The organism is Streptomyces sp. V4I2 (assembly GCF_030817655.1).
Taxonomy (GTDB): Bacteria; Actinomycetota; Actinomycetes; order Streptomycetales; family Streptomycetaceae; genus Streptomyces; species Streptomyces plumbiresistens.
Genome location: NZ_JAUSZM010000003.1, coordinates 7210446 through 7237068, shown reverse-complemented (window position 1 = coordinate 7237068; position 26623 = coordinate 7210446). Strand labels below are relative to the sequence as shown.

Genomic DNA, 26623 nt, shown 5'->3' with positions numbered 1-26623 from the left:
TCGCCACTGCCCATCGCCTCTCCGCGACGGGGTCCAGCCGGGATCCATATCGCGATATAGCGTTAGTCTGCTACTCGCGCCCGCTGCCTGCGTCGCGCGGAGACGTTCGACAGGATCAGGACGGAAGCATGTCGGGAGAGATTTCGCCCACCGGGAAGCGCTCCAGCTCCGGCTCTTCGCCCGAGCTGCGAGCATCTCATGCCGACCGGGACCGGGTGGTGGATGTGCTGCGTATCGCGGCGGGGGACGGCCTGCTGACCGCGGACGAGTTGGACGAGCGCCTGGAGGCCGCCCTGTCGGCGCGGACTCTGAGCGAACTGACCGCGCTCACCGCTGACCTGCCGCCCGTATCGGCTACGGTCGGCGGGACTGGAGCAGAGGTCAAGGACATAGTTCGGATCGAACAGGTCCACAGCGGCGCGGTCGAGCGCGTGGGGCGCTGGGTGGTACCGCGGAGGCTGGAGCTTGCGGTGACGTACTGCGGGGTGACGCTTGACTTCACTGAGGCAGTGATCACGCACGACCTCCTGCGGATCGACGTGGCGATGACGGGGAAGACCCTGACGCTGGTCACGAGGCCGGGCATCGTGGTCGATACTGATGGTCTGCAGCTGGTACACAGCAGGGTCAAGTACCGTCAGACTCCGACGAATCCTGATAGGCCGGTCACTCTGCGCGTGGAGCTGGTCGGTCAGAAGGCCCACGGCCGCATGGTGGTGCGGCCCTCGCGTCGGACGGTCGGGCAGTGGCTGCTGCGCAGGCTCCCGTCCCTTTCCGCAGGCGCTTGACTCCATCGTTGTGAACTATCGGCGGGGCGGTCGCTGAGGTCTCCTGAACTGGGCGACGTTCGGTTATTGCGGGTGCGGCAGCTGCCGAAGTGAGCCTGGTCACGACTGCTTGGGCTGGTTGGCGTTGCCGCGGGCGAGCCTGTAGGACTCGGTTCGAGCGAGCCGACGGTGGACGCCGCACTTCCGTGACAAGGCCCGGATCAGCATCTGCTGTTACCAACTCACCCCATGGCGCTGGGTGGCGCCACTCAGCACCATGGGGCACCACTCGGCGCTATCCCGCCCTCCACAGTGGACATGAGCACGCATGGCGCCACAATGACTCAGGTCATCCCTTCCTGTTTTCGCAGTTCAGACGGCCACTCTCAACCTCGCCCCACACAAGGCGCCACCCAGGCTTGCGAATGGCGCCATGATGGTGCCATGATGGCGTTATGGACCTCACCCCGTATGTCGACACCCTCCGCCGCGAACTCGCGGTGGCCGCCGAAGCCGGTGGCGACGAAGCCCGCGAGCTGGCCGAGAGGCTCACCGCTCCCCTGGAGTCGGCGACCCGGCTGACCATGCTCAATGTGCTCTCCGCCGCGATGGACGAGATCACCCGCGAACTCGCCCCCGGCTCGGTCGACGTACGGCTGCGCGGGCTCGACCCCGACTTCGTGGTGACACCGCCGCCCACCTACGGCGGCGCCCTCGCGGAGCAGGCTGCGCCCGTCGAACCGCTCAATACCCCGGCCCCGGCCGACGGGGACGAGGGCGGCACCGCCCGCGTCAACCTGCGTCTACCGGCCCATCTCAAGGCGCGCGCCGAGGAGGCCGCGGCCCGCGAGGGCCTGTCGGTCAACGCGTGGCTGGTGCGCACCGTGTCGGCCGCGGTCGACGGCGCTACCCGGCCGCGTACGACGGAGAAGGCCCAGACCGTCGGACGGAGCATCACGGGCTGGGTGCGCTAGCCGCTCCTCCGCCCACACCCGCACCACTTCACCCGCACCACGTCCCACCAGCGGGGACGCCCCAAAGACTCAAGAGGACGGGACAGCCATGCCTTCTTTCAACACTCCCGAACCGATTTCGGTCACCGCCTACGTGTACGCCGGTTCCATCCAGTTCACCGCGGGCGACCGCCTCGATACCGTCGTAGAGGTGCGGCCCCGCGACCCGCAGAAGGACCTGGACGTACGGACAGCCGATCAGACCGAGGTCGCCTTCGCGAGCGGCATCCTGACCGTCACCACGCCCAAGGCCAATCTGCTCGGGCGTGGCGGCACCGTCGACGTGGCGGTGGAACTGCCCACGGGCTCGAACATCGACGTGACCGGCGCCGCGGCCAGGGTGCTCGGCGAGGGACGGCTCGGCGAGGTCCGCGTGAAGACCTCGGCCGGCGACGTCCGCCTCGAAGCCACCGGCCCGCTGCAACTGAAGGTGTCGCATGGTTCGACCATCGTCGACCGGGTCGAGGGCATGGCTGAGATCATCAGCAGCACCGGCGACGTGCGCGTCGGCCTCGTCGACGGCCCCGCCGTCTTTAAGAACTCGCACGGTGCCACGACCGTCGGCGCCGTGACCGGCGATCTGCGGGTGAACGGCGCCAACGGTGCCATCGACATTGCACGCGCCGAGGCGTCGGTCACCGGCACCACCACCAACGGCCTCCTTCGCGTCGCCGAAGTCGCTCGCGGCACCGTCCAGTTGGAGACCTCCAACGGCTCCATCGAGGTCGGCATCCGCGAAGGTACCGCCGCCTGGCTCGACGTCAGCTCCAACCGCGGGCAGGTACGAAACGCGCTCGCCGCGTCCGAGGCCCCGGAGCAGACCGAGGACACCGTCAAGGTCCGCGCACGGACCAACTGGGGCAACATCGACGTCCTTCGCGCCAAAGCCTGAGCACCGGCCCCGCAACTCGCCCCTCACCCCAGTCACTTCACTCTTCGAATGGGAGGGCTCCATGCCTTCATCTGTCATGCCCACGACCAGGCAGGGTGGCGGTCAGCTGTCCCCGGCAGCCGTCTCCGCCGTCGGTCTGCGCAAGTCGTACGGCGACAAGACCGTCCTCGACGGCATCGATCTGCGTATCCCGGCCGGGTCCGTGTTCGCGCTGCTCGGCCCGAACGGCGCCGGCAAGACCACGGCCGTCAAGATCCTCTCCACCCTCATCACCGCCGACGCCGGCGACCTGCACGTCGGCGGCCACGACCTGGCCACCGACCCGCAGGCGGTGCGCGCCGCGATCGGCGTCACCGGGCAGTTCTCCGCCGTCGACGGCCTGATCACCGGCGAGGAGAACATGCTCCTCATGGCGGACCTGCACCACCTGTCCAAGCCTGAGGGGCGCCGCACCGCCGCCGAACTCCTGGACCGTTTCGACCTGGTGGAGGCCGCGAAGAAGCCCGCCTCCAGCTACTCCGGCGGCATGAAGCGCCGCCTGGACCTCGCCATGACCCTGGTCGGAGGCCCGCGGATCATCTTCCTCGACGAGCCCACCACCGGCCTCGACCCGCGCTCCCGGCACAACATGTGGGGCATCATCCGCGAGCTCGTCTCCGACGGGGTGACCGTCTTCCTCACCACCCAGTACCTGGAGGAGGCCGACGAACTCGCCGACCGCATCGCGGTGCTCAACGACGGCAAGATCGCCGCGCAGGGCTCCGCCGAGGAGCTCAAGCGGCTGATCCCCGGCGGGCACGTCCGGCTGCGCTTCGCCGACCCGGCGGCGTACCAGTCGGCCGCCTCCGCTCTGCGCGAGGTCACCAGGGACGACGAGGCGCTGGCGCTGCAGATCCCCAGCGGCGGCAGCCAGCGCGAGCTGCGTTCCATCCTCGACTGGCTGGACTCCGTCGGCATCGAGGCCGACGAGCTGACCGTGCACACCCCCGACCTCGACGACGTGTTCTTCGCCCTGACCGGCCCAGCCGACGTCCCCACCCAGCCGAACCAGCCCAAGGAGAACGTCCGATGAGCGCCCTCTCCCTCGCCGTCCGGGACTCGAACACGATGCTGCGCCGCAACCTCCTGCACGCGCGGCGCTACCCGTCCCTCACCCTGAACCTGCTGCTGACGCCGGTCGTCCTGCTGCTGCTCTTCGTCTACATCTTCGGTGACGTGATGAGCGCGGGCATCGGTGGCGGCGGCGCCGACCGCTCCGAGTACATCGCCTACCTCGTGCCGGGCATCCTGATGATGACCATCGGCGGCACCGTGGTCGGGACCGCGGTGTCCGTTTCCATGGACATGACCGAAGGCATCATCGCCCGCTTCCGCACCATGGCGATCCACCGCGGCTCGGTGCTCGTCGGGCACGTCATCGGCAGCGTGCTGCAGGCGATCGCCAGCGTGGTCCTCGTCGGCGCCGTCGCGGTGGCCATCGGCTTCCGGTCCACCAACGCCACGGCCCTGGAGTGGCTGGCGGCGTTCGGGCTGATGGCGCTGGTCGCCCTCGCGCTCACCTGGATGGCGGTCGGGATGGGCCTGGTCAGCCCGAACGCCGAGGCGGCCGGCAACAACGCGCTGCCGCTGATCGTCCTGCCGCTCATCTCGAGCGCCTTCGTCCCGATCGACGCGATGCCGGGCTGGTTCCAGCCGGTCGCCGAGTACCAGCCGTTCACGCCGGCCATCGAGACCCTGCGCGGCCTGCTGCTCGGCACCGAGATCGGCCACAACGGGTGGATCGCGATCGTCTGGTGCCTGGGTCTGACCGTGCTCGGCTACTACTGGTCGAAGGCGGTTTTCCACCGCGACCCGAAGTAGCCGAAGTAGCCGAGACGACTGCGCGGGCACCTCCCGCAGCTCGTCCCGTCCGAGGGCGGCGTACACCGACACCGCGTCGGCGTACGCCACCCCGGCAGCGTTCCCGGCGGCCACGACCGCCTTCCGGGCGCGGTCCGCCGACATCGTCGGCTGGAACCCTCGCAGCACCCGCAGCCGTTCGGCCAGCGCGATCATCCGTATGACGGAGGCATCGCCGGACGCCAGCACACCAGCCTCCCAGGCGGGAAGCTGACCGCCCAGCTGGTCCGAGCCGAGCTGGTCCTCCATCCCCTGCCGGTATGCCTGGTGGATGGTGCCCTTCTTGCCGTGGCAGATGTCGCGGGCGAGGTTGTGGGGAGACTCCTGGTCAGTGAGCCGGTTGCTCATCTGCCGCCGGAAGGTGTCGTCCACGGGGTCGACGACGGCAAGCAGGTGCAGGGTCCTGGCGGTGCGCCCGTACTCGGCGAACGCCTGCCCCAGCGGCGTCAGGTGCCCCTCGCGGCCCAACATCCGCATCAGGTCATAGCCGCGGAGCTGGTTGGTGACCAGGGAGCCGGCCACTCGCAGCATGCTGGAGTGCCGATCGGCCTCCGCCGACGGAGTGGAGCGCTCTCCCGCCGACCACACGTGAAATCGGGGCCATACCCGCTTCCACTCGGGCACGACGGCCCGGAGGGACTCCAACGCCGTACTGGCCTGTACTGGCCTGTACTGGCGGGATGTTGGCGTCGCTATGAGGTGGCGGTCGCCGGAAGGCCGGAGGGGAGCGGTCGGCGGTTGGACGCGGCCGGGACGGTGAGGACCATGGTGAGGCCTCCGCCGGGGGTGTCCTCGGCGTTGAGGGTGCCGCCCATGGCTTCGGCGAAGCCGCGGGCGACCGCGAGGCCGAGGCCCACGCCGGCGCCGCGCGGTGCATCGCCGTAGCGTTGGAACGGCTCGAAGATGCGGTCCTTGGCCTCGTCCGGGACGCCCGGGCCGCGGTCCACCACCCGCACCTCCACCCGGTCGGCCATGGCGCTGGCAGCCACCAGGACGCGCTCGTCGGCGGGGCTGTATTTGACGGCGTTCTCGACCAGGTTGGCCACCGACCGTTCCAGCAGGCCCGGGTCGACGGCGACCATGGGCAAGGTCTCCGGGATGTCCAGCTCCACGCTGTCCTCGGGTACGCCGCCCAGGGCCATGGGCACCACCTCGTCGACGTCGATCTCGCGGATCAGCGGGGTGACCGTGCCGGTCTGGAGGCGGGACATGTCGAGCAGGTTGCCCACCAGGTGGTCGAGTCGGTCGGCGCCCTCCTCGATGGCCTCCAGCAGTTCGGCCTGGTCCTCCTCGGACCAGGCCACGTCGTCCGAACGCAGGGAGGAGACGGCGGCTTTGATCCCGGCGAGCGGGGTGCGCAGGTCGTGGCTGACGGCGGCGAGCAGGGCGGTGCGGATGCGGTTGCCCTCGGCGAGTTCCTTGGCCTGGTCGGCCTCGGACTGCAGGCGCTGGCGGTCCAGGACCACGGCGGCCTGGGCGGCGAACGCGGCGAGGATCCGGCGGTCCGAGGCAGGCAGCACCCGGCCGGACAGCGCGAGCGCCATATGGTCGCCCACCGGCATGTCCACGTCCGCGTCCTCGGGGTACTGGCAGGGCTGTGGGCCCACGCTGCCCGCGCACGTCCACGGATCCACGTCGCTCTCCCGCTCCAGCAGGGCGACCGACTCCATACCGAAGGTCTCCCGCATCCGCTCCAGCAGGGCCTCCAGGCTGGTCTCGCCGCGCAGCACGCTGCCCGCCAGGAAGGAGAGGATCTCCGACTCGGCGCGCAGCCGGGCCGCCTGGTGCGTACGACGGGCGGCCAGGTCCACCACGGAGGCCACCGACACCGCCACGGCGAAGAAGACCACGAGGGCGACGATGTTCTTGGGATCGGCGATGGTGAGGCGATGCAGGGGCGGGGTGAAGTAGTAGTTCAGCAGAAACGACCCGAAGGCCGCCGAGGCCAGCGCCGGGAGCAGGCCGCCGAGCAGGGCCGCCGCCACGGTCAGCGTCAGGAACAGCAGCATGTCGTTGGCGAGACCGAGCTCGGCGTCGACGTTGGTCAGCAGCAGCGTGAGCAGCGTCGGGCCGACCACCCCGGCCAGCCAGCCCCAGATGATCCGCGCACGGCCGAGCCGCGCACCTCGCGCAACCGGCAGCCCGCGGCCCTTGCCGGCCTCGTCGTGGGTGATCAGGTGGACGTCGAGGTCGGGGCCCGACTCCCGCGGGCGACCGTGGCGCCGACACCGGGCCCGAAGACGTACTGCCATCCCCTGCGCCGCGAGACGCCGAGGACTATCTGGGTGGCGTTCACCCCCCGCGCGAAGTCCAGCAGAGCCGACGAGACGTCGTCGCCGATGACGTGGTGGAAGGTGCCGCCCAGGTCCTCCACCAAGGTGCGCTGGACGGCCAGCTCCTTGGGCGAGGCGTTGGTCAGTCCGTCGCTGCGGGCGATGTAGACGGCCAGCACCTCGCCACCCGCGCCCTTCTCGGCGAGCCGGGCGGCACGGCGGATCAGCGTGCGGCCCTCGGGGCCACCGGTCAAACCGACCACGATCCGCTCACGCGAGCCCCAGATCTTCGACACCCGGTGTTCGCTGCGGTACTCGGTCAGATACGCGTCGACCCGGTCGGCCACCCAGAGCAGCGCCAGCTCCCGCAGCGCGGTCAGATTGCCCGGGCGGAAGTAGTTGGACAGGGCCGCGTCGACCTTGTCGGCCTTGTAGATGTTGCCGTGCGCCATCCGCCGGCGCAGCGCCTGCGGCGACATGTCGACCAGCTCGATCTGGTCCGCCCGCCGGACGACCTCGTCTGGGACAGTCTCCTGCTGCCGCACCCCGGTGATCGACTCGACGGTATCCGCCAGCGACTCCAGATGCTGGATGTTGACCGTCGAGACGACGTCGATCCCGGCCGCGAGCAGCTCCTCGACGTCCTGCCAGCGCTTGGCGTTGCGGGAGCCGGGGATGTTGGTGTGGGCGAGTTCATCGACGAGAGCCACCTGGGGGTGCCGGGCCAGGACCGCGTCGACATCCATCTCGGAGAAGACGCTCCCCCGGTACTCCAGCTCCTTGCGGGGGATCTGCTCCAGGCCGTGGAGCATGACCTCGGTGCGGGGCCGGTTGTGGTGTTCCAGGAAGGCGACCACACAGTCGGTGCCCCGCTCGACACGGCGGTGCGCCTCGGACAGCATCGCGTACGTCTTGCCGACGCCCGGTGCCGCGCCGAGGTATATCCGGAACTTGCCGCGTCCCATGGTCTCGTCTCTACGTCGTAGTACGTATGCGGTCAGAACGGTCGAGAGCGGGTCAACTCTCGAAGCGGTAGCCCATACCCGGCTCGGTGATCAGGTAGCGGGGGTGGGCCGGGTCCGCCTCCAGCTTGCGCCGCAGCTGGGCCATGTACACACGCAGATAGTTGGTCTTGTTGCTCTGGGAAGCACCCCACACCTCCTGCAGCAGGTGCTTCTGCGTGATGAGCCGGCCGGGGTTGCAGACCAGGATTTCCAGCAGATGCCACTCGGTGGGGGTGAGGCGCACATCGCGTCCGGCACGGATGGCCTTCTTGGCCAGCAGATCGATGGTGAAGTCCTCCGTGGTGACCAGCGTCGTCTCGGGAGTGAGCGGCACGGGCTCGGTGCGGCGGACCGCGGCGCGCAGCCGGGCCAGGAGTTCGTCCATGCTGAACGGTTTGGTGATGTAGTCGTCGGCGCCCGCGTTGAGCGCGGCGACCTTCTCGTCGGAGGCCTGGCGGGCGGACAGCACCAGGATCGGGACCTTGGTCCAGCCGCGCAGGGCCTTGATGACGTCCGTGCCGTCCATGTCCGGCAGCCCCAGATCGAGGAGGACCACGTCGGGCTGGCGGGCGGCGGCGAGCCGGAGCGCGGTGGCGCCGTCGGGGGCCGCGTCGACGCCGTACTGCCGTGCCTGCATGTTGATCACGAGCGCCCGTACGAGCTGGGGGTCGTCCTCTACGACCAGTACCCGGGTCATCGGTGTGCGCCTTTCCTGTTGCACGGAGAGCCAGAGGATGCGTAACCCATGTCATGGCCACGGCAGTTGACGGATCGGGAATGCCTCCAGGCCCGCCAACTCCCGCGTGGTGCGCGTAAGCCCATCAGCTCTTCGCCACGAGTTCCTTGAGCGCGATGTTGAGTTCGAGGACGTTGACGGTGGGCTCGCCCATGAAGCCGAGGACGCGACCGTCCGTGTGCTCGTCCACGAGCTTCTGGACCTGGGCGACGGACAGCCCGTTCGTCTCCGCGATCCGGTGGACCTGGATGTCGGCGTACTCCGGGGAGATGTCCGGGTCCAGGCCGGAACCCGAGGAGGTGACCGCGTCGGCAGGTACGTCGGACGCCTTGACCTTGTAGTCGGCCGTCGAGTTGTCCTTGATGACCGCCGCCTTGGCGTCCTTGACCCACCTGATCAGTTCGGCGTTGTCACCGGAACGGTTCGTGGCGCCGGACAGGATCAGCTTGTACTGGGTGTTGGCGCTGTTGGTGCCCAGACCGTTCTGCGGACGCCCCTGGAACCACTTCAGGTCGGGCTCCGGGGTCTCCTGGCCCTGCTTCAGCGGCAGGTTGTACGCCTGGCCGATGAGAGAGGAGCCCACGACCTTGCCGTCCGCCTTGATCTCCGAGCCGTTCGCCTTGCCGGGGAAGAGCCCCTGGGCGACACCCGTGATGGCCAGCGGGTAGAGGATGCCCGTCACCACGGTCAGCACGAGAAGGGCGCGCAGGCCGGCCCAGAGCAACCGGGCAGTGTTCGTAACCGAGTTGTTCATGACGGTCAGCCGATCCCGGGGATGAGAGAGATGAGCAGGTCGATGATCTTGATGCCGATGAAGGGGGCGATCAGCCCGCCCAAGCCGTAGATCCCGAGGTTGCGGCGGAGCATCTTGTCCGCGCTGACCGGGCGGTACTGCACGCCCCGCAGGGCGAGCGGGACCAGCGCGATGATGATCAGCGCGTTGAAGATGACCGCGGAGAGGATCGCGGAGTCGGGCGAGGACAGGTTCATGATGTTGAGCTTGTCCAGGCCCGGGTAGACCGCCGCGAACAGTGCCGGGATGATCGCGAAGTACTTCGCGACGTCGTTGGCGATGGAGAAGGTGGTGAGCGCGCCCCGGGTGATGAGGAGTTGCTTGCCGATTTCGACGATCTCGATGAGCTTGGTGGGGTTGGAGTCGAGGTCGACCATGTTGCCGGCCTCCTTGGCGGCCGACGTCCCCGTGTTCATCGCCACGCCGACGTCGGCCTGCGCGAGCGCGGGTGCGTCGTTCGTGCCGTCGCCGGTCATCGCGACGAGCTTGCCGCCTGCCTGCTCGCGCTTGATGAGGGCCATCTTGTCCTCGGGAGTGGCCTCCGCGAGGAAGTCGTCGACGCCCGCCTCGTCCGCGATCGCCTTGGCCGTCAGCGGGTTGTCGCCCGTGATCATGACGGTCTTGATGCCCATCCGGCGCAGTTCGTCGAACCGCTCGCGCATGCCCTCCTTGACGACGTCCTTGAGGTGGATCACCCCGAGGACCCGGGCGCCCTTGTCGTCCTCCACGGCGACCAGCAGCGGCGTACCGCCCGCCTCGGAGATCCGGTTGGCGAGGACATCGGCGTCCTCGGCGACCGTTCCGCCCTGCTCCTTCACCCATGTGATGACCGAACCGGCCGCGCCCTTGCGGATCTTGCGCCCGTCGACGTCCACGCCCGACATCCGGGTCTGGGCGGTGAAGGCGATCCACTCGGCCTGCGCCAGCTCGCCCTGGTGACGTTCGCGCAGCCCGTACTTCTCCTTCGCCAGTACGACGATGGAGCGGCCCTCGGGCGTCTCGTCGGCCAGCGAGGAGAGCTGCGCGGCGTCCGCCAGCTCGGCCTCGGCCGTGCCACGTACCGGCACGAACTCGGCGGCCTGCCGGTTGCCGAGCGTAATGGTGCCGGTCTTGTCGAGCAGCAGCGTCGACACGTCGCCGGCAGCCTCGACCGCCCTGCCCGACATGGCCAGGACGTTGCGCTGCACCAGCCGGTCCATGCCCGCGATACCGATCGCGGAGAGCAGCGCGCCGATCGTGGTCGGTATCAGACAGACCAGGAGCGCCACCAGCACCACCATGGTCAGGTGCGTGCCCGCGTAGTCCGCGAACGGCGGCAGCGTGGCCACCGCGAGCAAGAAGACGATCGTCAGCGAGGCCAGCAGGATGTTCAGCGCGATCTCGTTGGGCGTCTTCTGCCGTGCCGCGCCCTCGACCAGGTTGATCATCCGGTCGATGAAGGTCTCGCCGGGCTTCGTCGTGATCTTGATGACGATGCGGTCGGAGAGGACCTTCGTACCGCCGGTGACGGCCGAGCGGTCGCCGCCGGACTCCCGGATGACCGGGGCCGACTCACCGGTGATCGCCGACTCGTCCACGGACGCCACGCCCTCGACGACGTCACCGTCGCCGGGGATGATGTCGCCCGCCTCGCAGACGACGAGGTCACCGACGCGCAGCTCGGTGCCGGGCACCTGCTCCTCACGGCCGTCCATGAGCCGCCGGGCCACTGTGTCCGTCTTGGCCTTGCGCAGGGTGTCCGCCTGGGCCTTGCCGCGGCCCTCGGCCACCGCCTCCGCCAGGTTGGCGAAGATCACGGTGAGCCAGAGCCAGGCGCTGATGGCCCAGCCGAACCAGTCGCCCGGGTCCTTGAACGAGAACACCGTCGTCAGTACGGACCCGACCAACACCACGAACATGACGGGTGACTTGACCATCACCCGCGGGTCGGTCTTGCGGAGAGCGTCCGGCAGCGACCTGAGCAGCTGCTTGGGGTCGAAGAGGCCCGCGCCGACCCGGCCTTCGCCGGTCTTGTGGCCGGTCGGTGCGTCCTGGTGGGGAGCGAGCGTCGGAGTCGGGGTGGACATCGAGTCCTCTTGATTCGTTACGTCGGTGGTCATGACGCCAGCCCCTCGGCCAGCGGTCCCAGCGCCAGCGCCGGGAAGTAGGTCAGACCCGTGATGATCAGGATCGCGCCCACCAACAGCCCGGTGAACAGCGGCTTCTCGGTGCGCAGCGTGCCCGCGGTGGCCGGCACCGGCTTCTGCTCGGCCAGCGAGCCGGCCAGCGCCAGCACGAACACCATCGGCAGGAAACGCCCGAGCAGCATCACGATGCCGATCGTGGTGTTGAACCACTGCGTGTCCGCGTTCAGACCGGCGAAGGCCGAGCCGTTGTTGTTGGCGCCCGAGGTGTACGCGTACAGGATCTCGGAGAAACCATGCGCGCCCGAGTTGGTCATCGAGTGGCCCGGAGTCGGCAGCGCCATCGCCGCGGCGGTGAAGATGAGCACCAGCGCAGGGGTGATGAGGATGTAGCAGGCCGCGAACTTGATCTGGCTCGTGCCGATCTTCTTGCCCAGGTACTCGGGCGTGCGGCCGACCATCAGGCCGGCGATGAACACCGCGATGATCGCCATGATCAGCATCCCGTAGAGGCCGGAGCCGACACCGCCGGGCGCGATCTCGCCGAGCTGCATGCCCAGCAGATTCAGCCCGCCGCCAAGGCCTGTGTTGGACGAGTGGAAGGAGTCCACCGCACCGGTCGAGGTCAGCGTCGTGGAGATCGAGAAGATCGACGAGGCGCCGATGCCGAACCGGGTCTCCTTGCCCTCCATCGCCCCGCCCGCGATCTCGAACGCCGGGCCGTGATGGGCGAACTCGGTCCACCACATCAGACAGATGAACCCGACCCAGATGGTCGCCATCGTCGCGAGGATCGCGTAACCCTGCCGCAGCGAGCCGACCATCCGGCCGAAGGTCCGCGTCAGCGCGAACGGGATCAGCAGGATCAGGAAGATCTCGAAGAGGTTGGAGAACGCGTTGGGGTTCTCGAAGGGGTGGGCGCTGTTGGCGTTGAAGTACCCGCCGCCGTTGGTGCCCAGCTCCTTGATGGCCTCCTGAGAGGCGACCGCGCCGCCGTTCCACTGCTGCGAGCCGCCCATGAACTGACCCACGGAGTGAATCCCGGAGAAGTTCTGGATGGCACCGCAGGCAACGAGCACCATCGCGGCGATCACGGAGAGCGGCAGCAGGATGCGTATGACACCACGCACCATGTCGGCCCAGAAGTTGCCGAGCTCACCGGTGCGGGACCGGGCGAAGCCGCGGACGAGCGCCACCGCGACGGCGATGCCGACGGCCGCGGAGAGGAAGTTCTGTACCGCCAGGCCGCCGGTCTGCACGACGTGGCCCATGGCCTGTTCGCCGTAGTACGACTGCCAGTTGGTGTTCGACACGAAGGAGGCGGCGGTGTTGAACGCCTGGTCCGGGTCGATCGAGGAGAAGCCGAGCGAGCCGGGCAGCCTGCCCTGCACGCGCTGCAGCAGGTACAGGAAGAGAACACTCACCGCGGAGAAGGCGAGGACACCGCGCAGATAGGCGGGCCAGCGCATCTCGGTGTTCGGGTTGGCGCCGATGCCCTTGTAGATCCACTTCTCGACTCGCAGGTGCTCGTCGGAGGAGTAGACCCGGGCCATGTAGTCGCCGAGCGGACGGTATGCCAGCGCCAGCGCCGCGATCAGCGCGAGCAACTGGAGCACACCGGCGAGGACGGGGCTCATAGGGGTGCTCAGAACCTCTCCGGGAAGACAAGGGCGAGGATGAGATAGCCCAGCAGGGCGACGGCCACGATCAGGCCGACAATGTTCTCGGCACTCACAGCTTCGTCACCCCCTTGGCGACGAGAGCCATCAGCGCGAAGACCGCGATCGTGGTGACGACGAAGGCCAGGTCGGCCATCGCGAGCTCCTAGATGAGGTTCGGATCGAACGGACGATTAGAGGAAAGCGCCTCGTCGCCCGGATTCGACCACCGTTGACGCCTCCCATACGGCGGCCCGTTCGCTTTTGACGGAACCCATACGCCGGAGTCCCCCGCGGGTGCCGGACCAGCTCCTCCCAGGGAACGCCGACGGCCCACACCGGTGAGGTGCGGGCCGTTCGGGCACAGCGGTCAGGAGGTGCGGAACCGCAGCCGGCAGATCACCGCGTCCGTGTCCCGGCGTACGGCATGCGCGACGACCGCGCCCCGCTGGTTCTGTAGCATCCGCTGCCATAGTCGGTCGGGCTCGGCCTCGGGGATCAGGACCGTGACGCGGGTGCCGGGGCCGGCGATCCCTCGTACGTACGCGGCGATCGGGCGGCCGAGGGCGCGGTGCTCGGAGGCGATTCGGACCAGCGGCACGCCTGGATTCCACTGGGCCCAGTCCCGTTCCATTGTGGCGGTCTGTGCCCGGTCCTCGGCGTCCGGATGACAGACGGTGACCGCGTGCACCTCGTCGCCGAGCGAGGTGGCGGCGTTCAGGGCTTCGCAGGTCAGCAGGGACAGATTGGACACCGGGACGATCACAACGGATCGGTCTCGGTGCGGCGGTTCCGGGATACGGCCCAGGCCGAGCCGCTCGCCGATTCGCGTGTACGCCCGGTGCACCGCCTCGAATGCGGCGACCAGCAGCGGCAGGGCGATGACGAGCACCCAGGCCCCCTCCTCGAACTTGGTCACTGTGACCACGCCGGCCGACACCCCGTGAGGACCGCGCCCAGGCCGTTCAGCACCGTCTTGCCGTGCCATCCCTTCCCTCGCTCGCCGCGCCAGTGCCGGACCATGCCGACCTGGGCGATGGTGAAGCCGACGAAGACGCCGATGGCGAACAGCGGAACAAGGGTGTTCGTGTTGCCGCCGGAAAAGACCAGCAGCCCGGCCGATACGGCCGCCAGCGCGAGGACGCCGTGGCGGTGGACCTGGCGGTCGGCCTTCAGTGCGAACACGTGCGGCAGGTAGTTGTCGCGGGCCAGCAGCTTCAACCGGCGTCGGCCGTCTCGGTGCCTAGCGTCAGCGCCATGAGACACCCCGACGATGCGCGAGACGACACGGTCAGCACTCTCGCGCACCAGCCCTCCGAAGCGGCATACGACCACCTTTGGGCCGCGGACCTACGCAGCTCGAGCCACTGCTCAGCCGTTCTCCTCAGCCTCCTGCTGGTGATCGACTGGGTCGCCGGCAGCTTCACACTCTGGCGCGGCGCGCTCTGGGCCGCCCTCGCCGTCCTGTTCTTCCTGGTGCTGTTCCCGCCTCGGGTGGCTCGCGCGGGCTGCTGCGGGAGCGGCGGATCCACACCGACCACCTGATGTCCGTCCAGTGCCTGAACGGTGTCGGACAGCGGCTCGTACTGCGCGACACGTTCGGCGGGCGGCTCGAAATCGACCCCCGCGTTCTGATCGCCAACCCACCGCTGTGGCACCGCCTCAACGAGGACGCGCGCGTCTCCGCCAACAGCGGATCACTGACGTGCGGGACGATCACGCTGCTGCGGCTGTCGCAGCGGATCGACCGGGAGACGGCGTTGACGGTGTTCAAGGTTTCCGGTCTGGAGTGAGAGCAGCCGCTCATCTGCGCGGTCACCGGCCTCGTGCTCGCCCTCGTGGCGGCCACCAAGTTCACGCAGGGGGCGTGTGCGATGAACACCGCATCAGTGGCGTCGCGGACCGGCCGTCGCTCAGTGAACGTAGCCCGGCGATGCTCGCCACCACCATGCCCTGGGCGGGCAGCAGCACCATCTGAGCGCCCGCTGACCACCCAACCGGTGCCGCGGCGGATGATCCGCAGCAGGCGCCGGCCCTATCGCCCACGCGCACCGGTTCGGCCATGCCGAACACTCTGGCCCGAGCACGCCAGCGGCGAGCCGAACCCGATGGCCACGGCCTGGAACCCCACGGCAAGGCCGCTCGGATCCTCAGTCCCGCTGCCCGTCGGCTGGTGCCTTCAACAGCCGGTCCAGCTCCCTTCCGGCCTCATCGTACCCGGCGTCGGAGATCCGTTGCAGCTCGCGCAGGTCGCCGGCCGCCACCGCGCGTCGCGTGAGCAGGAACCCGGCGTGCATGGATCCCTCGTCCAACAGCTCGCTTAGCTCCCCGAGGTCGCCGGCCGCGTCGGCGAGGTCGGCCAGCCGGTCCAAAGCGGTCTCGTTGCCCTCATCGGCCAGCTCGCGCAGAGTCTCCCGATCGATACTCGTGTTCGCCATGACGCCATGCTGCAACCCTGCCCCAGGGGAAGGGTCAAGTGGGACGATGGCCGGGTGATCACCATCGGGCAACTGGCAAGGTACGTCGGAGTGTCGGTCAAGACCATCCGCGTCTACCACGCCAAAGGCCTGCTCCCCGAGCCCGACCGCGATGCGTCCGGCTACCGGCGATACGGCGCGGACGACGCCATCGCCCTGATCAAGATCCGCACGCTTGCCGAAGCCGGCGTCCCCCTGGCCCGTATCCGGGGCCTGAGATCCGCGACCGACGAGGAGTTCCAGGAGGCGCTGCGCGAGATCGACGACGAGCTCACCGCCCGCATCCGTGGCCTGCGGGCAACTCAGGGGCGCCTGCGCCGGCTCGCCGCCGGGCAGCTGGCGCCGCTGCCCACCGAGGTCGGTGCCCATCTGGAGGACCTGGCCCGCTGGGGATTCACCCCTCGTTGGGTGGACCTCCAACGCGACCTGTGGATCCTCGTGTTCGCCACCTACCCGGACCGCGCGATCACCCTGTTTCACGACCAGGCCGAGACCCTGGCCGACCCAGCGCTACGGCAGCTCTTCCTCGACTACGACCACGCGCACGATCTCGACGCCGACGATCCCCGCATCGACGACCTCGCCCGCCGGATCACCGAGGCGACCCGGGACCGCTACGGACCCGACGAACCGCCCGAGCTGGATGCGGCCTCCGCGATCCCCGCCCTCATCCAGGGCACGGTCAACGCCTCATCCCCGGCATGGCAGCGACTCGACACGCTCATTCGGGCACAACGGGACGCGTGACTCGACGTGTCCGGACGCACGGTCCAGACTGCGTGCGGAATGGATCAGCAAACGACGCGTGGACGGCTCTCGCCTGGTGCGCCGGCTCGGGGCTGATCGGCTACCGGTGGGCCCGTTCGACCTTCAAGCGGGGCGCCGAACGCTGACCCGCACGCTTCAGCGAATTCGGCCAGCCGCGGACGCGGGCCCAGCAGTCTCGGCTGGGCGGCACCTACGGACCGAACCCTGACAGCAGCCGCACAGAAGGCTCCCTCACCTGGCAGCCCGCGCCGCCATAGGCGCGTCTGCTCCTCGTCCGCGTCACCTTCGCATACGACGGTCCGCGAGACGTCGTACGACCTGTGACTTCGCATCCGCTTCCTGCTCTCGTCATCTCGACCTGCCCAACCCGCTCCCGATGGCGACAATGGGCGGCAAGGACCGGCGGAGACGTTCCTCTCAGCGTGCGCACCACCCTGGGCCTGTGGATCACTGGATGCATACGCTGACCCCCGCCGTCCGCGTGATGGCCGGATCCGCGCGCCGAGCCGCACGTCAGGAGCACACCGATGGCCCCCACCGACCGCGTGCGTACGGCGCGGGCCCAGTCGGTGGCCCACATCGGCGGCACGCCCAGCTCGCGGCCCTCGCGGCCTCGCCCGCGCCTTCGTCGTCCTCGCCGGACGGGGCGCGGGGTCAGCCGCCGACGTGGATGCCGGGGCGGCGGTCGGGGTCGGGTTCGTTGCTGCGGATGATCTCGCGGGTGACCGGAGCGGTGTCGCCTCGGCCGAGCAGGAAGTAGCGGAACATGTGCATCAAGGGGCTGCCTTCGGCCCACGCGAAGTAGCAGTGCGGCTGCACGCCGGTGGCGTCGCGCAGGGCGAGCAGGATCGCAGCGATCGCGTTCGGTGCGGCCGGTGCCTCGGCGCGCAGGATGCGGTAGCCGTCGACCTCGACGCCGCGTACCGCGAGGACTTCGCTGAAGTCGGACGGGTCGACCACGTCGATTTCCACGAACAGCACATCGGCCGGGGCGGGCACCGGGTTGCTGCCGCGCTGCTCGCGCTCCTTGCCGGAGTACTCGGCGCCGTCGCCGGCCTCACGCCGGTTGGCGATGATGTTGATGGAGTTGTCGTGGGCGAGGGTGTCGGTGATGAACCGGCGGGCGGCCGGGTCGAAGACGATGCGGTCGGCGCGCAGTTCGGTGGTGCGCGAGACCCGGGAGATCAGCGACACGGCGATGATGCCGGAGATGAACATGCCGGAGATGGCGATGCCGTCGGGCTTGTCGACGATGTTGGCCACCAGGGCGTAGAGCAGGACCGCGGCGAGCAGTGCGAAGCCTGTGGCGGTCGCGCGCCGGCGGCGGCGTACGACCGAGACGGTGACCGCGAAGGCGCCGGAGACCATCATGGCCAGGATGCCGGTGGCGTAGGCGCCGGCCTGGGCGTCGACGTCGGCGTCGAACGCAATGGTGATGAGGACACAGAGGACGGTGTAGACGATCACGACGGGGCGTACCGCGCGTCCCCACTCCGGGGCCATGCCGTAATCGGGCAGGTATCGCGGGACGATGTTGACCAGCCCCGCCATCGCGGAGGCGCCCGCGAACCAAAGGATCAAGATGGTGCTGACGTCGTAGACGGTCCCGAACGCCTCCCCGACGTTCTCGTGCGCCAGCCAGGCCAGGGCCCGGCCATTGGCCCCGCCACCGGGCTCGAACTCCTTGTGCGGGATGAGGACGGTGGTCACGAAGCTCGCGGACAGCAGGTAGACGCTCATGATGAGCGCGGCGGTGGTCAGCAGCCTGCGGGTGTTGCGGATCCGCGAGCGCAGCCGCTGCTCGGGATCGGCGCCGTCGGCGGACACCAGCGGCATCATGCTCACCCCGGTCTCGAAGCCGGACAGCCCCAGCACCAGCAGCGGAAACGCCACCAGCGCCGGCCCCGCCAGATCGCCGAACCCGCCTCCGCCCTCGCCAAGCGCGTCCGTCCACGCCGACCACGCCCCCGGCGTGGTGAACACATCCACCAGCCCAACGGCGATAACCACGGCGTTGAGGACCAGGAAGACCGCGACCAGCGGGATGGCCACAGTGACCGCTTCGCTGAACCCGAGCAGGAACACCCCTCCGAGCACCAGCAACAACGCCACCGTGATGGCGACCTCATGACCGTGCAGGGCATGGGGCAGGTAGGGGTTTTCCACCATGTGGACGGAGGCGTCCGCCGCGGACAAGGTGATCGTGATGATCCACGACGTGGCCACAAAGCCGAGCAGGACCAGCACGAACAGCTTGCCCCGCCAAAACGGCAGCAGATCCTCCAGCATCGCCACCGACCCGGCGCCGTGCGGACTCTCCCGAGCCACCCGCCGATACATCGGCAGCATCCCCACCAGCGTCAACGCCACGATCAGCAACGTCGCCAACGGCGACACCGCCCCGGCCGCAAGCGCCGCGATCGCCGGCACATAGGCCAGGCTGGAGAAGTAGTCCACGCCCGTCAGGCACATCACCTTCCACCAGGCATGCGGCTCGGTATGCCCCTCACCCGCCGCCGGCCCGACCGGCTGCACCCGGTGGCGCAGCAACCACCGCGCCAGACTGCCGCTCGGCTGCTCCCGAAGAGCGGGACTGTCCACCACTTCCGGCACGGCAAGTTCGTTCGCGTCCTTCATATCCCCCATCAGCCTTCCTGCCTGCCCAGTGCACCGGTCAAAGCAGTCACCGCACGCACGGCACCGCAACGATCACCGAGTATGCGGACCTCTCGACAGCGCCGACCCACCGGGGGCCACACACCGTCGACCGTGCGCGCCCTCACCTTGTTCCCCAACCCCCGCTCTCACCCTCCAGCCTCACCTGCCCGGCCCGGGTCACGGCACGCCGCCGCAGCACAGCGGCGCGGATAGGCGCGTCCGGTGGGTCGCGCGACTGCTGAGGGTCCTGATCGCATCCGGCGGCGTCGCGAGACCCACCGGGAGCGACGACCGGATTCCGGCGGCCTGCTTCAGGACTTCCTCCAAGCGTGTGCGTGCGTCCTCAAACGCCTTGTCGGCTCCGGCGATGCGAGAAGCGGCCTGCGCGGCGGCTTCCCGCAAGGCCGTGCTATGCGGCGGCGGGGTGGGGCTCGCCTCCGGCTTCGCCGTGGCGGCCCTCGCCTCCTGGATTCCCTGGGTCCTGGCCAACGCCCTGATCAACCTGGTCTCCACGCTCCTCGCCACCGAGCTGCACGCACGCTTCACCTTCGGCGCGGGCGAGCGCGCGACATGGCGCCAGCATGCGCAGTCGGCCGGGTCCGCGGCGGCCGCCTACGCGGTGACCTGCGTGGCGATGCTTGTCCTGCAGCAGCTGGTGGCGGCGCCCGGTGCGGTGCTCGAGCAGGTCGTCTACCTGTCCGCCTCCGCACTCGCCGGTGTCGCGCGGTTCGCGATGCTGCGCCTCGTCGTCTTCGCGCGGAACCGCCCGCAGACCGCGGCCACCGTCCGCACCGCCCGTCCCGTGCCCGCGACCGTGGCCCGCGCCGCGGCCCCGGCCGGCCCCGCGGTGCTCTGCCACGCCGCCTGACCGTTCCGCCGGGCGGTGTGCCGCGCGGGCCGGCGGGCGGAAAACGCCCGAAAAGCTACGGGTTTGCAACTCCCGAAGGCGGCTGGCCGCCGAGGGCGGGCAGTCGCGGAAGTATAAGACCAGGTCAGAGCCTCGCTGGCAGACAAGTCGGGCTGTACGCCGGGTACTCAACCTCGAAGGCCGCCGTTACGGCTCGCCCGCACCAGGGCCACCAACTGTCTCGACCGGTCAGCACCGATCCGCAGCTCTTTCCGCAGCGACTCGGCCGAGACCGGGCGCTGATGCAGTTCCCAATGCCGAGCATCCAACCACCGGGCACGCTCCAGCAGCGGATCACCCTGGGCCCCATCACGGTCGGCATCGCCCTCGCTGTCCTCCCCACCGCCGAGTTCCACCTTCACCCGACCCGCCGGCCGATGCGCCAACAACTCCACCGACAACAGCAACGCGACCGGCGGCCACCCGGCAACCAGCACCGGCTTCCACGCCAGCGACGGCGCGGCCGCAATATTCGCCGCCAGGGACACCACGATCCCCAGCAAAAAAGCCAGCCACACGGCATACCGCGCCCGACGGCCACCACCCCCGGACGGCTTGAGCAGGCCGACCGTCGCCAGCAGCAGCAACCCGTCAACCGACAGCGGCCACAAGGACGCACTCACCTCATCCGCACCGCCCTGCAGGGCGAAATCCCGCTGATGGACGTACGAGGCATACGCCGCAACCCCCGCGACCACCAGCGCACAGCCACAGCGCAGCCAGACATCAAGATCAGGCGACTCGCCCCTCGCCGTCCGGTGCGGGCCTTCGCCCGGGACAAACCCCACGTCCGAGTCGCCCATCACACCGACCCATCCCACGCCGCAGGACGAAACCGCCCCTCCACCACCAGCCGCCCAACAAGAAACCGCTGGTCAGCCCTGCAACTATCTGCGTGTGGCCCCGCCGGGGGCACTCCGGATCAAGGCGCTGAACTGCAGAAATGCAGGTCAGTGCCCTTTTTGTGCGTTCGCATCGGCGCGCTCAGGGGGTCATTACCGCAGCCCGTCCGGAGGAGCCGGGGCCAGTGCCTCGAAAGCGGCGCCCTGCATAGGCGGCCGAGTCATACGGCGAAGCTCTCCGCCGAGCCACCCGGCGACCAGGAAGACAGGAGGTAGGATAGGTAGCATGACCGAGCCCACCGGCAAGTATTCGATCACTATGCCGCGTGACATCGCGGAAGCGGCCAAGGCCCGCAGTGGCCCCTCCGGATTGTCCGCCTATGTAGCCGCCGCCGTGGCCCGTCAGATCGAACGCGACAACCTCAACGAAGTCATCCAGGTTGCCGAGGCCGAGCACGGACCCGTCACCGACGAGGAGATCCAGGCTCTCCGCGATCAGCTCCACCAGGCCCGCCGGCAGCAGACGCAAGGCGGGACAAGCGCCGCATGACCCGCTCCCCCGCCGTCCCCGGCGGCACCCTGGTCCTCGACAGCGAGGGCCTGGCCAAGGCCGTGCTGCGCGACCGCGCCGTCACCGGCTGGCTCGCCCTCGCCCGCGCCGACGACCTGCGGGTGATCACCTCCGCGGCAACGCTTGTCGAGGTGGTCCATCCTCGGATCAACCGACCGGCCCTGGAGTGGACGCTCTCCCGCCTTGTCGTCGAACCGGTCACCGAGCCCGTCGCCCGCCACGCGGCCGCCCTCCTCCATGGCGCCGGCTTGCACGGCCACAAGTACGCCATCGACGCCATGCTCAGCGCCACCGCCCTCGCCGCCCCCGCCCCCGTCACCGTTCTCACCTCCGACCCGGAGGATCTCACCGCAATGTGCGGTGGACGTGTCACCGTCATCAAGGTTTGACCACGACGCTTTCCGGCGGCCTCGCAATCCACCAGCTAGGCCGCTGGCCTGGTGAAACCTCGTCGTCGGGCGGGAATCCGACGCCCTTCGGAGCCGTGTGGACCGGATTCTTGTCGTTCTCGAACATGGCTGATGTCCGGTCACTGCCCCCCGCCGTCAGCGAGCGTGCGGGGCGGGACGGTGTCGGGGGTGGTGCCCTCCGCCTTGGCTGCGTCGGCGAGGGCTGCGGCTGCGGCTTCTTCTGCCTGGGCCTTGTCGTTGGCTGCCTGGGCGGCCATGTCGTCCGGGGGCCTTTCGCGGGTGGCCGGCGACTGGGGCAGGACGTCGGTGAAGGCGCGGGACATGCCCTGGAGTGCTGAGGTGATCTCGCTGGGGATGACCCAGAAGTTGTTGCCGGGGCCTTGCGCGAGTTGGGGCAGGGTCTGGAGGTACTGGTAGGCGAGGAGCTTGGGGTCCGGATCGTTGCGGTGTACGGCCTGGAAGACCTCGTCGATGGCCCGGGACTGGCCCTCGGCCTGGAGGATCGCAGCGGTCCGGTTGCCTTCCGCGCGCAGGACGGCGGCCTGCTTGTCGCCTTCGGCGGTGAGGATCTGCGACTGGCGTTGGCCTTCGGCCCCGAGGATCGCGGCGCGCTTGTCCCGCTCGGCTCGCATCTGCTTCTGCATCGCGTCCTTGATGGACTGCGGGGGATCGATAGCCTTGATCTCCACCCGGTTGACCCTCAGCCCCCACTTGCCGGTGGCCTCGTCCAGCACGCCACGGAGTTGGCTGTTGATGGTGTCCCGTGAGGTGAGGGTCTTTTCCAGGTCCATGGATCCCACGACGTTGCGCAGGGTGGTGACGGTGAGCTGTTCGACCGCCTGGAGGAAATTCGCGATCTCGTAGAAAGCCGCTCGCGGGTCAGTGACCTGGAAGTACAGGACGGTGTCGATCTCGACGACCAGATTGTCCTCGGTGATGACCGGCTGCGGTTTGAAGGAGACGACCTGTTCCCGTAGATCGATTACTGGATGAACTCGGTCGATGTACGGGATGACGAGGCTGAGGCCGGGATTCAGGGTCCGGTGATAGCGGCCGAGTCGCTCGACATTACGCGCACGTGCCTGGGGAACGATACGGACCGCCCGCACCACGGTGAAAACCGCGATCAGCGCGACGATCAGGCCGGCAATCAAGAACGCCGAGGTTTCCATGGTTTCAGTCCCGGGGGTAGACGATCGCGGTGGCGCCGCTGATCTCCATGACGTCGACAGTCGTTCCTGGAGGAATCACCAGCGTCTCGTCGTACGCGCGGGCCGTCCATTCCTCGCCGTCGATACGGACCCTGCCGCCCCGGCCCGTCACCTCCGACACCACATAGGCAGCCCTGCCGATCAGTGCGTCTATGCCGAATCGCTCCGTCTGGGGTCCGCGCACGTGGCGCAGCGCAATGGGGCGCACGAACACCACGGTGACTGTGGCGACGACGGTGAACACCAGGAACTGGAAGGGCAGCGGCAGCCCTAGCGCGGCGGACCCCGCCGTGACCAGTGCGGCTGCACTCAGCAATCCGAGTGCAGCAGTAAGCGTGAAGATCTCCGCCACAGCCAATACGGCTGCGATGATCAACCAGATCAGCCATGGATCCATTGCGTGCCTCTTCTGACCGGCGCGGGTGCGAAGGGCTTGACTCTCACCATTGGACCCCGACAAGGGACAGCCGCGATACCCCTCGCCATACACCAACGCGCCCCGAACCGATTCCAGGCAGACACTGGAATAGCTGGGACAGAGTGCGTCGGCGCAGGCAAGGGGGTGTCGGCCCGTGGTAGTGAGGACGCGGCGTTCGAAGGTGTGGTTGTGGCGGTGGCGGCGTAATCCGCTGCGGCGTGGCAGTGATGTCGTCGAGGCTTGGGTACTGCTTGCCGCTTGGGTGCTGGCCCTGGTGGGAGGGATTCTGGTGGGGCTGGTCGCGCAGGGTGCCGTGGAGCGGGATCTTGATCGGCAGCGGGTCGAGCGCCGGGCCGTTACCGCCGTGCTCGTCGAGGACGCTCGGGACAAAGTGGCGCACGCGGCGGCCGCCGGGGACGAACGGGTGTGGGCCAAGGCGCGCTGGGCCACTCCGGACGGCTCGCGGCAGACCGGTCTGGTCAAGGTGCGGCCGGAGGACGCCACGGCCGGGGCCCGGGTCGCCGTGTGGACGGACCAGCGAGGCGCGGTGGTGTCGAAGCCCGTGTCGCCCGAGGAGGCCCGGCTTCAGGGGGTTCTCTCGGGTGTGCTGTGTGCCTTGGTCACCGGTGGGGCCGTGACCGGCGGCGCTTACGCCGTACGGGCGGGGCTCGATCGGTGGCGCCGGGGGCAGTGGGACGCGGAGTGGGCGCGGGTCGATACACGGTGGGGCGGTAAGACCGGGTGATGGGTGATGGGTGATGGGCACCGGGCGATGGGCACAGAAAGTTACTACGGTGTGTTGCTCCATACGTACGGTCCGCCACCGCGCCACTCGATCAGTTCGGGGTCGTCGACGGCCCGGTCCTCGGCGGGGAGGCCCGCGCGGTGCATGAAGTCGAGCACGTCGAACAGGCTGTAGGCGGTGCCCATGCGTTCGTCGTCGATCGTGACTCGCCGTCCGCCGTCCGCCTCCGGCGGAAGCACAACCACAGGGGGGCGTACGTCCATGTGTCCAGCATGCGCCGGAACCGGGTCCGCGCGCAGCAGGGAGCGTCGGCAGGGACCATGGGGCGTCGGCCTCGGGGATGTGTCAGCCGTGTGACACCATTCCTCGGTCAAGCCCCGTCAGAAAAGGACCATTCCCATGTCAAGGGTCGAGCTGGCCACCAACTTCGGGCGTATCGTCCTCGAGCTCAACGACGCCGAGGCTCCGAAGACCGTCGAGAACTTCCTGACGTACGTCCGCAACGGGCACTACGACGGCACGATCTTCCACCGTGTGATCGACGGCTTCATGGTCCAGGGCGGTGGCTTCACCGCGGACATGGTGCAGAAGCCGACCATGGCGCCGGTGCCGAACGAGGCCGACAACGGGCTGAAGAACGTCGCCTACACCGTGGCGATGGCGCGGACCAGTGCCCCGCACTCCGCGACCGCCCAGTTCTTCGTGAACGTCTCGGACAACGACTTCCTCAACTACACGGCGAAGACCCCGAACGGCTGGGGTTACACCGTCTTCGGCCGGGTGGCCGAGGGGCAGGACGTCGTCGACTCGATGAAGAAGGTCCGGACCGGCAGCAGCCGTGGGCACGGGGACGTTCCGACCCAGCCCATCATCATCGAGGGCGCCAAGGTTCTGGACTGACCCGGTCAGGGTGGTGTCGTACCGGGCACGGAATGGTTGCGGCGTGGGCTTTTCGCCGTGACCGTGCCGTGCCCACGGCAGCATGACGTCGTATGAGTCGTGCGAATCGCAGCAGCCGGGATCGGTACGTCGACTTCCTGCGGGCCTGGGCCATCGTCCTCGTCGTGTTCGGGCACTGGCTGATCACCGGGCTGGTTCGCGGGCCCGGCGGGGAGATCTTCGCGCCTGAGCTGCTGGCGACCCTTCCCTGGACCCAGTGGCTGACCCTCTTCTTCCAGGTCATGCCACTGTTCTTCCTGGCCGGCGGGTACGCGGCGGGCGGCTCCTGGTCACGCGCCGGGGGCGGTACGGCCGAATGGGTGAGGCGGCGGGCCGTGCGGCTGCTGCTGCCGACCGGTGTCTACAGCGGGCTGGTGCTGGTCGCCGTAGCCGTCTGCTCTGCCGTCGGGGTGGATCCGGGGACCCTCGCCCTGGTGGGCTGGGCCATGGCCATGCAGTTCTGGTTTCTGCCCGTCTACCTGCTGCTCAGTGCCCTGACGCCCCTGCTGTACGCGGCGCATCTGCGCTGGGGGCTCCTCGTCCCCGTCGTCATGGGGCTCGTCGCCCTCGCCGCCGACGCCCTGGTGCTCACCGCGCACCTGCCGTACGTCGGGCTCCTCAACTACGTCCTCGTCTGGGGCGTCGCCTACCAGCTCGGCTTCTGCTGGCGGGACGGCGGGCTGACCGGCGGACCCGGGAACGGGACCAGGACCGGGAACGGGAACGGCAACGGGAACGGCAACGGGAAGCCGTGGGTGGCCGCCGCCATGGTCGTCGGTGGCGGGGGCGCCTTCGCCGTGCTCGTCGGGCTCGGGCCCTTTCCGGTCAGCCTGATCCTCGTCACCGGGCAGGAGCCCAGCAACACCAATCCGCCGTCCGCCGCCATGCTGGCCTGGACCGTGGCGCAGGTGGGGCTCGCTCTTCTCCTCGCTCCGGGCCTGCGGCGGCTTCTGGGGCGGGAGCGGGTGTGGCGGGCCGTACGGCCCCTCGGCGGGGTCAGCATGACGCTCTATCTCTGGCACATGCTGCCTGTACTCGTTGTCGCCGCCGCCTTCTATCTCACCGGGCTCGCGCCCCAGCCCGGCTACGGGTCCGCGGGGTGGTGGGCACTGCGGGTGCCCTGGCTGGTCGTCCTCGGGGTCGTGCTGGTCGGGGTTGTGGTGGCTCTTCGGCCGTTGGAGCGCGGGCTGGGTGTTCTGTACGAGCGGGGTGGGACAGGGCGTCCCTGGGCTCTCTGGCTCGGGCTCGCCCTGAGCGTGGCCGCGCTGACCCGGTTCGCCGCGCAGGGGTTCGCGTACGAGGGGCGGTTCCCCGTGCTGCCCGCGCTGGGGCTTGCGGTGGGCGTCGCGCTGGTGACGGTGCGCGGGCGCGGCGACGCGACAAACTCCGAGAGCCCCGAGGGCTCCAAGGGCTCCGAGGGCTCCAAGGGTTCCGAGGGCTCCAAGGGTTCCGAGGGCTCCAAGGGTTCCGAGGGCACCTTGGAGGAAGCCGCCTGACACCGGTTCCCATCATCAGAGGG

General features: G+C 69.1%; 25 protein-coding genes and 3 pseudogenes. 14 read left to right on the top strand and 14 right to left on the bottom strand.

From position 1 onward, the window contains the following. Positions 1–128 precede the first annotated feature (128 nt). From QFZ76_RS34260 to QFZ76_RS34240, 5 genes are all read left to right on the top strand, one after another. A complete protein-coding gene (locus QFZ76_RS34260; RefSeq protein WP_307677312.1) occupies positions 129–788 on the top strand; it encodes a DUF1707 domain-containing protein in 660 nt (219 codons plus the stop codon). 434 nt (positions 789–1222) lie between these two features. Further along, a complete protein-coding gene (locus tag QFZ76_RS34255) occupies positions 1223–1741 on the top strand; it encodes a toxin-antitoxin system HicB family antitoxin (protein WP_307677311.1) in 519 nt (172 codons plus the stop codon). An 88-nt stretch (positions 1742–1829) separates the two neighbouring features. Beyond that, a complete protein-coding gene (locus QFZ76_RS34250; protein WP_307677310.1) occupies positions 1830–2672 on the top strand; it encodes a DUF4097 family beta strand repeat-containing protein in 843 nt (280 codons plus the stop codon). Positions 2673–2748: 76 nt separating this feature from the next. Then, entirely contained in the window at positions 2749–3744 is a 996-nt protein-coding gene (locus tag QFZ76_RS34245; protein WP_307677309.1) for an ATP-binding cassette domain-containing protein, read from the top strand. Continuing rightward, positions 3741–4532, top strand: coding sequence for an ABC transporter permease (locus QFZ76_RS34240; protein ID WP_307677308.1), 792 nt, complete (start codon positions 3741–3743; stop codon positions 4530–4532). Before QFZ76_RS34245 ends, QFZ76_RS34240 begins: the two co-directional genes overlap by 4 nt. A gap of 267 nt (positions 4533–4799) precedes the next feature. Here QFZ76_RS34240 and QFZ76_RS51890 read toward each other — a convergent pair. From QFZ76_RS51890 to QFZ76_RS34205, 8 genes and pseudogenes are all read right to left on the bottom strand, one after another. After that, positions 4800–5102, bottom strand: a pseudogene (locus tag QFZ76_RS51890) (Tn3 family transposase); the annotation flags it as partial. A 161-nt stretch (positions 5103–5263) separates the two neighbouring features. After that, positions 5264–7809: pseudogene (locus tag QFZ76_RS34235) on the bottom strand (ATP-binding protein). Between the two features lie 52 nt (positions 7810–7861). Further along, positions 7862–8545: a response regulator gene (locus tag QFZ76_RS34230; RefSeq protein WP_307677307.1), complete on the bottom strand. Its 684-nt coding sequence runs from the start codon at positions 8543–8545 to the stop codon at positions 7862–7864. A 124-nt stretch (positions 8546–8669) separates the two neighbouring features. After that, on the bottom strand, positions 8670–9338 hold the full coding sequence (locus QFZ76_RS34225; protein WP_307677306.1) for a potassium-transporting ATPase subunit C: 669 nt from the start codon (positions 9336–9338) through the stop codon (positions 8670–8672). A 5-nt stretch (positions 9339–9343) separates the two neighbouring features. Continuing rightward, positions 9344–11476 carry a potassium-transporting ATPase subunit KdpB gene (kdpB, locus tag QFZ76_RS34220; protein ID WP_307677305.1) on the bottom strand — a complete coding sequence of 711 codons (2133 nt, stop codon included), beginning with the start codon at positions 11474–11476 and terminating at the stop codon, positions 9344–9346. Continuing rightward, positions 11473–13137 (bottom strand): potassium-transporting ATPase subunit KdpA, encoded by a 1665-nt coding sequence (gene kdpA / locus QFZ76_RS34215; protein ID WP_307677304.1) that lies wholly within the window; start codon positions 13135–13137, stop codon positions 11473–11475. Before kdpA ends, kdpB begins: the two co-directional genes overlap by 4 nt. An 8-nt stretch (positions 13138–13145) precedes the next feature. Beyond that, entirely contained in the window at positions 13146–13235 is a 90-nt protein-coding gene (kdpF, locus tag QFZ76_RS34210) for a K(+)-transporting ATPase subunit F (protein ID WP_307677303.1), read from the bottom strand. A 293-nt stretch (positions 13236–13528) separates the two neighbouring features. Further along, a pseudogene (locus QFZ76_RS34205) lies at positions 13529–14379 on the bottom strand (amino acid permease); the annotation flags it as partial. Between the two features lie 36 nt (positions 14380–14415). Here QFZ76_RS34205 and QFZ76_RS34200 point away from each other — a divergent pair. Further along, a complete protein-coding gene (locus tag QFZ76_RS34200) occupies positions 14416–14703 on the top strand; it encodes a hypothetical protein (RefSeq protein ID WP_307677302.1) in 288 nt (95 codons plus the stop codon). After that, positions 14703–14951, top strand: coding sequence for a hypothetical protein (locus QFZ76_RS34195; RefSeq protein ID WP_307677301.1), 249 nt, complete (start codon positions 14703–14705; stop codon positions 14949–14951). The genes QFZ76_RS34200 and QFZ76_RS34195 overlap by 1 nt, the downstream gene beginning before the upstream one ends. A 357-nt stretch (positions 14952–15308) precedes the next feature. Here the strand turns inward: QFZ76_RS34195 and QFZ76_RS34190 are convergent, their stop codons facing one another. Beyond that, on the bottom strand, positions 15309–15596 hold the full coding sequence (locus tag QFZ76_RS34190) for a hypothetical protein (protein ID WP_307677300.1): 288 nt from the start codon (positions 15594–15596) through the stop codon (positions 15309–15311). A gap of 6 nt (positions 15597–15602) precedes the next feature. Here QFZ76_RS34190 and QFZ76_RS34185 point away from each other — a divergent pair, with 6 nt between their 5' ends. Then, a complete protein-coding gene (locus QFZ76_RS34185; RefSeq protein ID WP_307677299.1) occupies positions 15603–16382 on the top strand; it encodes a MerR family transcriptional regulator in 780 nt (259 codons plus the stop codon). A 675-nt stretch (positions 16383–17057) separates the two neighbouring features. Here QFZ76_RS34185 and QFZ76_RS34180 read toward each other — a convergent pair. After that, positions 17058–19040 carry an amino acid transporter gene (locus tag QFZ76_RS34180; RefSeq protein WP_373464552.1) on the bottom strand — a complete coding sequence of 661 codons (1983 nt, stop codon included), beginning with the start codon at positions 19038–19040 and terminating at the stop codon, positions 17058–17060. 388 nt (positions 19041–19428) lie between these two features. On the opposite strand from QFZ76_RS34180, the gene QFZ76_RS34175 reads away from it, so the two are divergent. Further along, positions 19429–19929: a hypothetical protein gene (locus tag QFZ76_RS34175; protein ID WP_307677297.1), complete on the top strand. Its 501-nt coding sequence runs from the start codon at positions 19429–19431 to the stop codon at positions 19927–19929. A 167-nt stretch (positions 19930–20096) separates the two neighbouring features. Here the strand turns inward: QFZ76_RS34175 and QFZ76_RS34170 are convergent, their stop codons facing one another. Then, positions 20097–20771 carry a DUF2637 domain-containing protein gene (locus tag QFZ76_RS34170; protein ID WP_307677296.1) on the bottom strand — a complete coding sequence of 225 codons (675 nt, stop codon included), beginning with the start codon at positions 20769–20771 and terminating at the stop codon, positions 20097–20099. A gap of 325 nt (positions 20772–21096) precedes the next feature. On the opposite strand from QFZ76_RS34170, the gene QFZ76_RS34165 reads away from it, so the two are divergent. Then, complete coding sequence (locus tag QFZ76_RS34165) at positions 21097–21360, top strand: CopG family transcriptional regulator (RefSeq protein ID WP_307677295.1); 264 nt, start codon at positions 21097–21099, stop codon at positions 21358–21360. Then, a complete protein-coding gene (locus QFZ76_RS34160) occupies positions 21357–21770 on the top strand; it encodes a type II toxin-antitoxin system VapC family toxin (protein ID WP_307677294.1) in 414 nt (137 codons plus the stop codon). Before QFZ76_RS34165 ends, QFZ76_RS34160 begins: the two co-directional genes overlap by 4 nt. Before the next feature lie 140 nt (positions 21771–21910). Here QFZ76_RS34160 and QFZ76_RS34155 read toward each other — a convergent pair whose 3' ends face one another. Further along, positions 21911–22963 (bottom strand): SPFH domain-containing protein, encoded by a 1053-nt coding sequence (locus QFZ76_RS34155; protein WP_307677293.1) that lies wholly within the window; start codon positions 22961–22963, stop codon positions 21911–21913. 4 nt (positions 22964–22967) lie between these two features. Continuing rightward, positions 22968–23399: an NfeD family protein gene (locus QFZ76_RS34150; RefSeq protein ID WP_307677292.1), complete on the bottom strand. Its 432-nt coding sequence runs from the start codon at positions 23397–23399 to the stop codon at positions 22968–22970. Between the two features lie 295 nt (positions 23400–23694). On the opposite strand from QFZ76_RS34150, the gene QFZ76_RS34145 reads away from it, so the two are divergent. Then, positions 23695–24165 (top strand): hypothetical protein, encoded by a 471-nt coding sequence (locus tag QFZ76_RS34145; RefSeq protein ID WP_307677291.1) that lies wholly within the window; start codon positions 23695–23697, stop codon positions 24163–24165. A 44-nt stretch (positions 24166–24209) separates the two neighbouring features. On the opposite strand, the gene QFZ76_RS34140 is transcribed toward QFZ76_RS34145, so the two are convergent. Continuing rightward, a complete protein-coding gene (locus QFZ76_RS34140) occupies positions 24210–24428 on the bottom strand; it encodes a hypothetical protein (protein WP_307677290.1) in 219 nt (72 codons plus the stop codon). A 136-nt stretch (positions 24429–24564) separates the two neighbouring features. Here QFZ76_RS34140 and QFZ76_RS34135 point away from each other — a divergent pair, with 136 nt between their 5' ends. Next, positions 24565–25065, top strand: a complete 501-nt coding sequence (locus QFZ76_RS34135; RefSeq protein ID WP_307677289.1) for a peptidylprolyl isomerase — start codon at positions 24565–24567, stop codon at positions 25063–25065. A gap of 92 nt (positions 25066–25157) precedes the next feature. Then, positions 25158–26600, top strand: a complete 1443-nt coding sequence (locus QFZ76_RS34130; protein ID WP_307677288.1) for an acyltransferase — start codon at positions 25158–25160, stop codon at positions 26598–26600. The last annotated feature ends 23 nt before the right edge of the window (positions 26601–26623 follow it).

Excerpts from the sequence above, each read along its gene's own strand:
- QFZ76_RS34260 (WP_307677312.1), top strand. The coding sequence starts at position 129 with ATGTCGGGAGAGATTTCGCCCACCGGGAAGCGCTCCAGCTCCGGCTCT.
- QFZ76_RS34255 (WP_307677311.1), top strand. The coding sequence starts at position 1,223 with ATGGACCTCACCCCGTATGTCGACACCCTCCGCCGCGAACTCGCGGTG.
- QFZ76_RS34250 (WP_307677310.1), top strand. The coding sequence starts at position 1,830 with ATGCCTTCTTTCAACACTCCCGAACCGATTTCGGTCACCGCCTACGTG.
- QFZ76_RS34245 (WP_307677309.1), top strand. The coding sequence starts at position 2,749 with ATGCCCACGACCAGGCAGGGTGGCGGTCAGCTGTCCCCGGCAGCCGTC.
- QFZ76_RS34240 (WP_307677308.1), top strand. The coding sequence starts at position 3,741 with ATGAGCGCCCTCTCCCTCGCCGTCCGGGACTCGAACACGATGCTGCGC.
- QFZ76_RS34230 (WP_307677307.1), bottom strand. The coding sequence starts at position 8,545 with ATGACCCGGGTACTGGTCGTAGAGGACGACCCCCAGCTCGTACGGGCG.
- QFZ76_RS34225 (WP_307677306.1), bottom strand. The coding sequence starts at position 9,338 with ATGAACAACTCGGTTACGAACACTGCCCGGTTGCTCTGGGCCGGCCTG.
- kdpB (WP_307677305.1), bottom strand. The coding sequence starts at position 11,476 with ATGACCACCGACGTAACGAATCAAGAGGACTCGATGTCCACCCCGACT.
- kdpA (WP_307677304.1), bottom strand. The coding sequence starts at position 13,137 with ATGAGCCCCGTCCTCGCCGGTGTGCTCCAGTTGCTCGCGCTGATCGCG.
- QFZ76_RS34200 (WP_307677302.1), top strand. The coding sequence starts at position 14,416 with ATGAGACACCCCGACGATGCGCGAGACGACACGGTCAGCACTCTCGCG.
- QFZ76_RS34195 (WP_307677301.1), top strand. The coding sequence starts at position 14,703 with ATGTCCGTCCAGTGCCTGAACGGTGTCGGACAGCGGCTCGTACTGCGC.
- QFZ76_RS34190 (WP_307677300.1), bottom strand. The coding sequence starts at position 15,596 with ATGGCGAACACGAGTATCGATCGGGAGACTCTGCGCGAGCTGGCCGAT.
- QFZ76_RS34185 (WP_307677299.1), top strand. The coding sequence starts at position 15,603 with ATGCTGCAACCCTGCCCCAGGGGAAGGGTCAAGTGGGACGATGGCCGG.
- QFZ76_RS34180 (WP_373464552.1), bottom strand. The coding sequence starts at position 19,040 with ATGAAGGACGCGAACGAACTTGCCGTGCCGGAAGTGGTGGACAGTCCC.
- QFZ76_RS34175 (WP_307677297.1), top strand. The coding sequence starts at position 19,429 with ATGCGAGAAGCGGCCTGCGCGGCGGCTTCCCGCAAGGCCGTGCTATGC.
- QFZ76_RS34170 (WP_307677296.1), bottom strand. The coding sequence starts at position 20,771 with ATGGGCGACTCGGACGTGGGGTTTGTCCCGGGCGAAGGCCCGCACCGG.
- QFZ76_RS34165 (WP_307677295.1), top strand. The coding sequence starts at position 21,097 with ATGACCGAGCCCACCGGCAAGTATTCGATCACTATGCCGCGTGACATC.
- QFZ76_RS34160 (WP_307677294.1), top strand. The coding sequence starts at position 21,357 with ATGACCCGCTCCCCCGCCGTCCCCGGCGGCACCCTGGTCCTCGACAGC.
- QFZ76_RS34155 (WP_307677293.1), bottom strand. The coding sequence starts at position 22,963 with ATGGAAACCTCGGCGTTCTTGATTGCCGGCCTGATCGTCGCGCTGATC.
- QFZ76_RS34150 (WP_307677292.1), bottom strand. The coding sequence starts at position 23,399 with ATGGATCCATGGCTGATCTGGTTGATCATCGCAGCCGTATTGGCTGTG.
- QFZ76_RS34140 (WP_307677290.1), bottom strand. The coding sequence starts at position 24,428 with ATGGACGTACGCCCCCCTGTGGTTGTGCTTCCGCCGGAGGCGGACGGC.
- QFZ76_RS34135 (WP_307677289.1), top strand. The coding sequence starts at position 24,565 with ATGTCAAGGGTCGAGCTGGCCACCAACTTCGGGCGTATCGTCCTCGAG.
- QFZ76_RS34130 (WP_307677288.1), top strand. The coding sequence starts at position 25,158 with ATGAGTCGTGCGAATCGCAGCAGCCGGGATCGGTACGTCGACTTCCTG.